Raw genomic sequence first — 7,395 nt, 5'->3', positions numbered from 1 at the left:
CCGGAACCCCCGCAGATCCCGGAACCCCCGGAGGTCCCGGACCGGCCGAGCGCTCCCGACCCGCCGGACATCCCGGACCCGGACCGCCCGGAGCCGCCCGAGCCCCCGGACAGCCCGATCAACCCGGACAGCCCGATCAACCCGGAACGGGAGTCCGACCGGTAACGCAGTCGGGGCGGAGGAACTCGCCCGGCCCGGCGAGTTCTCCTCCGCTCAGAACGGATACTGCGCGTGCTGTTCGCGGAAGGTGACCCAACGCGTGTCGGTGAACGCGTCGATGCCGTCGCGCCCGCCGAACCGCCCGTAGCCCGAGTCCTTCACCCCGCCGAACGGGGCCTGCGGCTCGTCGCCCACGGACTGGTCGTTGATGTGGAAGATCCCGGTCCGCACCCGCTGCGCGATGGCCCAGCCGCGGCGGGTGTCCTCGGTGATCACCCCGGCGGTCAACCCGTACGGCGTGTCGTTCATGACCTCGATCGCGGAGTCCACGTCGTCGTAGCCGTGCACGGTGGTGACCGGGCCGAAGATCTCCTCGGAGTGGATCCGCTGCTCGGGAGTCACGCCGCTGAGCACGGTCGGCCGGTACACCGCGCCGTCCGGGCGCCCGCCGCCGGTGTGCAGCACCGCGCCCTGCGCCACCGCGTCGTCGACGAGCGCGGCCACCCGCTGGGCGGAGCGTTCGCCGATCACCGGCCCGATCACGGTGTCCGGCTTTCCCGGGTCGCCGCAGGGCAGTTCGGCCACCTTGGCCGCGAACCGCCGGGAGAACTCCTGCTCCAGCGCGCGCGGCAGCAGCACGCGGTCCGCGGACATGCAGATCTGCCCGGCGTTCATGAACGCGCCGAAGGTGACCGCGTCGACCGCGTAGTCCAGGTCGGCGTCGTCGAGCACCAGGATCGAGTTCTTCCCGCCCAGCTCCAGCAGGGCCGGTTTGAGGTTCTCCGCGGCTTTGATTCCGACGCTGCGGCCGACGTTCGTCGAGCCGGTGAAGTTGACCCGGCGCACCCGCCGATCGGCGATCAGCGTCTCGACCACCTGCGCCGCGTCGTCGCGGGCGTTGGTGAGCACGTTGAGCACCCCGTCCGGCAGACCCGCCTCGCGCATGATCTCCGCGAGGAACAGGCCCGCGGTCAGCGGCGCGTCCTCGCTGGGTTTGAGCACGGCGGTGTTGCCCACTGCCAGCGCCACCGCGAAGGAGCGCACGCCGAGGATCAGCGGCGCGTTCCACGGTGCCAGCGCGGCGACCACTCCGGCGGGCTGGCGCAGCGCGAACCCCCACTCGCCGGGGCTGGAGCTGGACAGCACTTCCCCGCGCGGCGCGGTGATCGCCGCCGCGGCCTCCCGCAGCACGTCGGCGGCCAGCCCCGCGTTGAACATCGCCCACGGCCGGGTGCCACCGACTTCGCCGGCCATCAGCGCCACCGCGTCCTCGGTGCGCTGCTCCAGCAGGTCGGCCGCGCGCAGGAAGATCTTGCGGCGGGTGCCCACGTCGGTCGCCACCCAGCCGGGGAAGGCCGCAGCGGCCGCGTCGACGGCCGCGGTGACGTCTTCGGGGGCGGCTGCCGCGACGGTGGCGAACACCTCGCCGGTGTAGGGGTTGAGGTCCTGCTCGGTGCGGCCGGTCCCGGCGGCGCGGTCGGCACCGCCGATCAGCAGTCCGCGTTGTCCAGCTGCTCCAGCTGCCATAGTTCCTCGCTCTCCAAGCTCGTCGCCGGTGCGCCGTGCCGACCGGCATCCGCCCGAGGGTGTCAGGAAACCTGTTCCCGCTGAATCTGTCACGTGACTAGCGGCCGGGTCCGGACGGCTCGATTCCGGGCTTCCGCGAGGAATCCGCGGGTGCCCGCCACCGCGCGGCGGCTGGAGACCCGCGCGGAGCGGCGGATTGCCGGATCAGGCGGACGGCTGCTCCACCACGACCACGTTGTTGCCGTCCGGATCGCGCAGCATGAACATCAGCGGTGCGCCGGGGTTGCGCATCGGCTCCGGGTCCATGTCGATCCCGCCCAACGCCTGCAACCGGGTGTGCTCGCCGACCACGTCGGCGGTCTCCACTCCGATCATCCCGCCACCGGGTTGCCCGCCCATCGGCGGATTGAGCGCGAGCCGCGCCGTCGAGCCCGGAGGGGCGACCTCCAGCCAGCGCATCTCGCCGTGCTCGCCGAACGGCGTGTCGGCGCGCACCTCGAAACCCAGCTTCTCGGTGTAGAACGCACGTGCCGCGTCCTGGTCCGAGACGGTGAACATGACCACTGCGATACTCGACATCTGCATCTCGGCGTCCTCGCGATCGGCAACGGTGGGCGGGCCCGGACGTCGCTCGAGTTACCCGGGTCGCGAGATCGACAACCCCGGATCACTTCGGCGAGGGGAGAAAGAGACCACTTCTGAAACGACGAAAAGCCCGCCACGAAGGGCGGGCTTTTCGTTCTTCCAGGTTATCGCTGTGCGCCAACAGGGACTCGAACCCCGAACCCACTGATTAAGAGTCAGTTGCTCTGCCTGTTGAGCTATTGGCGCTTGCTTGCCTGCCGGGGATTTTCCCGCTTGCGCTCGTTCCCTGGCGACGAAAGAAACACTAGCACGGCGCGCGGGGCACAGATCCGAGGGGGTGTCCGGCGGCGGTGCCGTTGCCGGACCGTGTCCGGTTGATCCGCTTCGGGCGAGCAACCGGCCGCGTCCTGGCGCGTCCACCGGGGTGGAAGATCAGCAGAAATATACGCAGCGTGCACGCCGGGTGCACTCCACGAGGTCGGTGGGCTCAGGCACACTGTGCTGTGGCGGATGTGGCGGATCGGAATCGAACGGACAGTGACAAATGAATGACTCGCTTCACTCCCTCGGGAGTGGTCGGGCTCGGTGGTCGCGGGTGTGGTCGTTCGTGCTCATCGGCCTCGTGGGGGTGCTGGTCGCCGGGTGCTGCGGCGGCGCCGGGGGACAGCAGAGCGCGCCACCTCCGCCGCCGACGGTGTTGTTCGACCCGGGCAACGGAGCCCAGGGGGTGTCGCCGACCGCGCCGATCACGGCGACCGCGCAGCACGGCCGGATCGTCGACGCGGTGCTCACGAATCCGGAAGGGGAGCGGGTCGAGGCGGCCGTCGCGCCGGACGGGGCGAGCTGGTCGGCAGCCGAACCGCTGGGCTACGGCAAGACCTACAAGGCGGCCATCACCGTGCAAGGCGCGGCTGGCGCGCCGGTGACGCAGGAGGCCTCGTTCACCACGGTCGATCCGGCGGATCAGACCTACGTCTCGATGAACCCGCTGGACGGCCAGACCGTCGGCGTCGGCCAGCCGCTGGCCTTCTACTTCTCCGAAGACGCGCCCGCGCCGGACAAGGCCAAGGCCGAACAGGCCATCCGGATCCGGACCGAACCCGCCGTGGAAGGCGCGTTCTACTGGATCGACAGCCGCGAGGTGCACTGGCGCCCCAAGGAGTACTGGCAGCCCGGCACCGAGATCACCGTCGACGCGGACGTCTACGGCAAGGACCTGGGCAACGGCGTCTGGGGTGAGGAGAACCGCACGGCCACCTTCCACATCGGCGACGCGGTGGTGCTCAAGGCCGACGGCGCCAGCCACCAGATGTCGATCAACGTCAACGGCGTCGAGCAGCGGACCATCCCGGTCTCGCTGGGCAAGCCCAGCTTCCCGTCGAACGACGGCACGCACGTGGTCACCGAGCACCACGCGACCAAGCTGATGGACTCATCGACCTACGGCCTGCCCGTCGACCAGGGCGGCTACCAGACCGAGGTGAAGTGGGCGGTGCGGATCTCCAACAGCGGCGAGTTCCTGCACGCCGCGCCGTGGTCGGTCGCCGACCAGGGCAAGCGCAACGTCAGCCACGGCTGCATCAACATGAGCAACGCCGACGCCAAGGCGGTCTACGACCTGCTCAAGAAGGGCGACGTCGTGGAGATCACCAATTCCGGCGGGCCGGAGCTGAAATCCACGAACGGTTTCGGGGATTGGCAGGTCCCGTGGGACGAATGGCTCAGCGGCAATCGCTGAGCCCGCCGCGCAATCGAAAGGCCCCGCTCCGATTCGGAGCGGGGCCTTCCTCGTGGGGTGAGTGACGGGATTCGAACCCGCGACTCCTGGGACCACAACCCAGTGCTCTACCGACTGAGCTACACCCACCACAGCAACGGTGCGCCGGTGAACCCGGCCGTCCGGAGCAACACGAATATCCTAGCGCGCGGTGTCGATCGCTTTCCCACCGGGCTCCGCACCCGGGTGACGGGCGAGGTCAACGGCTCACTCGGACGGTTTGACGGCCTTCTCGGTACCGCCTTCCACCGCCGCGCCGTCGAGCAGTTCGGCGGCCACCGTCTGCGCCTGCTCGCTGCTCGGGCCGGGCTGCGGCACGAACGCGGTGCGCCGGTAGTACGCCAGCTCCCGGATCGACTCCCGCACGTCGGCCAGCGCGCGGTGCGCCAGCCCCTTCTCCGGCTGCGCGTAGTAGATCCGCGGGAACCAGCGCCTGCACAACTCCTTGACCGAGGACACGTCCACCATGCGGTAGTGCAGGTGCGCGTCCAGCGCGGGCATGTCGCGCGCGATGAACCCGCGGTCGGTGGCGATCGAGTTGCCCGCCAGCGGCGCCGATACGTTCTCCGGCACGTGTTCGCGGATGTGCTCCAGCACGCGCTGCTCGGCTTCGGCGAGGGTGACCGAGGAGCGTCGCACCTCCTCGGTGAGCCCGGAGCGCTCGTGCATGTCCCGCACCACTTCGGGCATCGCCGACAAGACCTCGTCCGAGGCGTGGATCACGATGTCCACACCCTCGCCGAGGATGTTCAGGTCGGCATCGGTGACCAGGGCGGCGATCTCGATCAAGGCGTCCGAGGCCAGGTCGAGCCCGGTCATTTCACAGTCGATCCACACTAGACGGTCGTTCACCCGTGCGAGCCTAACGCGACGCCCGCGCCGGGCGGGATCGGACCGCGCGGGCGTCACTCGCCGCGCTCGCGCAGCTGGGCGGGCACGACCTTGCCGGTGGCGTTGCGCGGCAGCTCTTCCAGGAACACGACGTCCCTGGGCAGCGCGTACTTCGGCAGCGCGTCGCGGAGCCGGTCGCGCACCGCGTCGGCGTCCAGGTCCGCGCCGGGCGCGAGCACCACGTACGCGGCGAGGCGCTGGCCGAACTCCGCGTCGTCCACGCCGATCACCGCGGTCTCGTGCACCTCGGGGAGGGTGGCCAGGGCGTCCTCGGTCTCCTTGGGGTAGACGTTCTCCCCGCCCGAGACGATCATGTCGTCCTCCCGGCCGACGACCTGCAACCGCCCGGCGGAGTCGATGCGGCCGAGGTCACCGGTGGACATCAGCCCTTTCCGGGTCTCCTTGCCGCCGCCCCCGGTGTAGCCCTCGAACAGCATGTCGTTGCCGACGAAGATCCGCCCGGTTTCGCCGCGGCGCACCGGTTCACCGTCCTCGCCGACGATCATGATGGTGGTGCCGCGTGGTGCCCGCCCCGCCGTGCCCGGCGACGCCGCCAGGTCTTGCGGGTCGGCGATGCTCACCCAGGACGCCTCGGTGGAGCCGTAGAAGTTGTAGAGCACCCGCCCGAACACCCGCTGGAACCGGGTCGCCAGGTCGGCGGGCAGCGCCGATCCGCTGCACGCGACGATCCGCAGCGCGGAGCAGTCGAACGGCGCACGGGACTCGGCAGGCAGGTCCAGGATGCGCTGCAGCATCACCGGCACCATGAACATCGCGGTGCACCGGTGCCGCTGCACCGCCGCGAGCGCCTGCTGCGGCTCGAACTTGCGGCGCAGCACCAGCGTCGCGCCGATCGCGGAGCCGAGCTGGAAGGCCGCGAGGCCCCAGGTGTGGAAGATCGGCGCACCCACCAGGATCCGCTCGCCCTCGCGCAGCGGCACCCTGGACATGATCGTCGCGGCCGGGCCGACGCCGGGCGGCGCGGGCCTGCGGGCGCCCTTCGGCGTGCCGGTGGTGCCGGAGGTGAGCACGATCATCCGCGCGTGCCGCGGCCGCCGCGGCAGCCGGGTGGACGGCGAGCTGCCGATGAGGTGCTCCAGCGTGGGCCGCCGGGTGGTGCCCTCGGTCCAGGCGAGCACCACGTCCAGGTCTTCGGGCGGCTCCAGCTGCTCGACGAACTCGGTGTCGGCGATCAGCACGTCGGCCCGCTGCTCCGCCAGCACCGCGTGCAGCTGTTGCGGCCGCAGGCCGGTGTTCAGCAGCACCACGTCCACGCCGATCTTGCCGCAGGCCACGATGCTCTCCACCAGTCCGTGGTGGTTGCGGCACAGCACCGCGACGCGGCCGGTGTCCCGGACGCCGCGGGCGCGCAGCCCGTTGGCCAGCCGCGCGGTGCGCTGGTGCAGCTCCTGGAAGCTCAGCGCGCCGCGCTCGTCGATCACCGCGGGCCGGTCGGGGTGCCGGATCGCGGCTACCTCGTAGCCCAGCGCCGGGGTCACGCCCCAGCGGCGCCAGGCCCGCACGATGCGCCACAGCTTGTCCGGGCGCATCGGGCGGACCACGCCTTGCCGGATCAGCAGCCACAAGGTCTGCGCGCCGGGGGCGACGCGCTGCGCGGCTCGCCGGAGGCCACCCGCCGGTCCAGCCGCCGAGTCCCCCGGCGCACCCGCCAGGTTGCGGAGCAGTTCTTTCGGCCGTCGCCACATCGCCACGCGCGTCTCCTCGAATCCCTTAACTACTCGCCAGTAGATAATGCCTGGGGGCGAGCGCGAGGGGAAGGGCTCAGCGCTCCGGAACCGCCGCCGCGGCCACCACCGCCTCCCGCAACGCCGCGCGAAGCCGGCCGGCCTCCAGTGGCGCGAGCACCGCCGTCTCCCCAGGCGGAGCCACCACCACCACACTGCCTTCGTTGACGAACACGGCCATGTTGCGCCGCCGCCCAGCCACGTCGCGGCAGTTGACCTGCCACTCCATGCTCTCTCCCACGCAGACCTCCTCGTCCGGGTGCGCACTCCACGGCGTGTGATGGTTCAGAATCACGGTTGTGACGGTGCTTCGCCCGATTAATCGCGCGGAAACCCCGCGGCGTCACACCATCGGCCGCACGGCGGCCTCGGATAGCGGGCCGTGCCCGGATCCGGCCGCCCTCGGGCGTGCGCGGTGATGCGGGAGACTGCTGATCGTGACTGGTTACGACGGGCTGGTGTGGCGGACGCTGCACCGGGTGCTGGCGGTGCTCGCGATCGGCGTGCTGGGCCTGCTGATCGGCCTCGGCTCCAGCGCGAGCAGATCGGACTCGCTGCTGGGCGTGCTGGTCGTGGCGCTGGTCGCGCTGCCGGTGGCGCTCACGCTGCGCCGGATGTCGCCGACCGCTCGCGGCAATCTGCGCCTGCTGCCCGGGCGCAGGCCGCTGATGACGGCGCAGGCGGTGCTGCTCGGCCTCGTCGCCGTGCTGG

The 7,395-nt window shown here is 71.1% G+C and carries 7 protein-coding genes and 2 tRNA genes; 2 read left to right on the top strand and 7 right to left on the bottom strand.

Features of this window, described 5'->3' with window-relative positions; translation table 11 throughout:
* Positions 1–213: 213 nt before the first annotated feature.
* From IJH84_RS23640 to IJH84_RS23630, 3 genes are all read right to left on the bottom strand, one after another.
* Positions 214–1,686, bottom strand: coding sequence for an aldehyde dehydrogenase family protein (locus IJH84_RS23640; protein WP_295149168.1), 1,473 nt, complete (start codon positions 1,684–1,686; stop codon positions 214–216).
* Between the two features lie 204 nt (positions 1,687–1,890).
* The gene (locus IJH84_RS23635; protein WP_295149167.1) at positions 1,891–2,271 is read right to left on the bottom strand and encodes a VOC family protein; all 381 of its coding nucleotides are present in this window, start codon (positions 2,269–2,271) and stop codon (positions 1,891–1,893) included.
* Between the two features lie 173 nt (positions 2,272–2,444).
* A tRNA-Lys gene (locus IJH84_RS23630) sits at positions 2,445–2,517 on the bottom strand.
* 361 nt (positions 2,518–2,878) lie between these two features.
* Between IJH84_RS23630 and IJH84_RS23625 the strand changes: the two genes are divergently transcribed.
* Entirely contained in the window at positions 2,879–4,009 is a 1,131-nt protein-coding gene (locus tag IJH84_RS23625) for an Ig-like domain-containing protein (RefSeq protein WP_295149166.1), read from the top strand.
* 53 nt (positions 4,010–4,062) lie between these two features.
* On the opposite strand, the gene IJH84_RS23620 is transcribed toward IJH84_RS23625, so the two are convergent.
* From IJH84_RS23620 to IJH84_RS23605, 4 genes are all read right to left on the bottom strand, one after another.
* Positions 4,063–4,138, bottom strand: a tRNA-His gene (locus IJH84_RS23620).
* A gap of 117 nt (positions 4,139–4,255) precedes the next feature.
* Complete coding sequence (gene orn / locus IJH84_RS23615; protein WP_295149165.1) at positions 4,256–4,900, bottom strand: oligoribonuclease; 645 nt, start codon at positions 4,898–4,900, stop codon at positions 4,256–4,258.
* Positions 4,901–4,953: 53 nt separating this feature from the next.
* Entirely contained in the window at positions 4,954–6,645 is a 1,692-nt protein-coding gene (locus IJH84_RS23610) for an AMP-binding protein (RefSeq protein WP_200071134.1), read from the bottom strand.
* Positions 6,646–6,721: 76 nt separating this feature from the next.
* Positions 6,722–6,913, bottom strand: coding sequence for a hypothetical protein (locus tag IJH84_RS23605; RefSeq protein WP_200071135.1), 192 nt, complete (start codon positions 6,911–6,913; stop codon positions 6,722–6,724).
* Positions 6,914–7,121: 208 nt separating this feature from the next.
* Here IJH84_RS23605 and IJH84_RS23600 point away from each other — a divergent pair.
* Positions 7,122–7,395, top strand: a 274-nt coding sequence (locus tag IJH84_RS23600; RefSeq protein WP_295149159.1) for a hypothetical protein, incomplete at its 3' end; no start/stop codon positions are given.

This window comes from Saccharopolyspora sp. (genome assembly GCF_017434145.1).
In the GTDB taxonomy this organism is placed as follows: domain Bacteria; phylum Actinomycetota; class Actinomycetes; order Mycobacteriales; family Pseudonocardiaceae; genus Saccharopolyspora_C; species Saccharopolyspora_C galaxeae.
The sequence above is the reverse complement of the archived record's forward strand: the minus strand, read 5'-3'. Positions and strand labels throughout refer to the sequence as shown.

Excerpts from the sequence above, each read along its gene's own strand:
- IJH84_RS23635 (WP_295149167.1), bottom strand. The coding sequence starts at position 2,271 with ATGCAGATGTCGAGTATCGCAGTGGTCATGTTCACCGTCTCGGACCAG.
- IJH84_RS23605 (WP_200071135.1), bottom strand. The coding sequence starts at position 6,913 with ATGGAGTGGCAGGTCAACTGCCGCGACGTGGCTGGGCGGCGGCGCAAC.
- IJH84_RS23640 (WP_295149168.1), bottom strand. The coding sequence starts at position 1,686 with ATGGCAGCTGGAGCAGCTGGACAACGCGGACTGCTGATCGGCGGTGCC.
- IJH84_RS23610 (WP_200071134.1), bottom strand. The coding sequence starts at position 6,645 with ATGTGGCGACGGCCGAAAGAACTGCTCCGCAACCTGGCGGGTGCGCCG.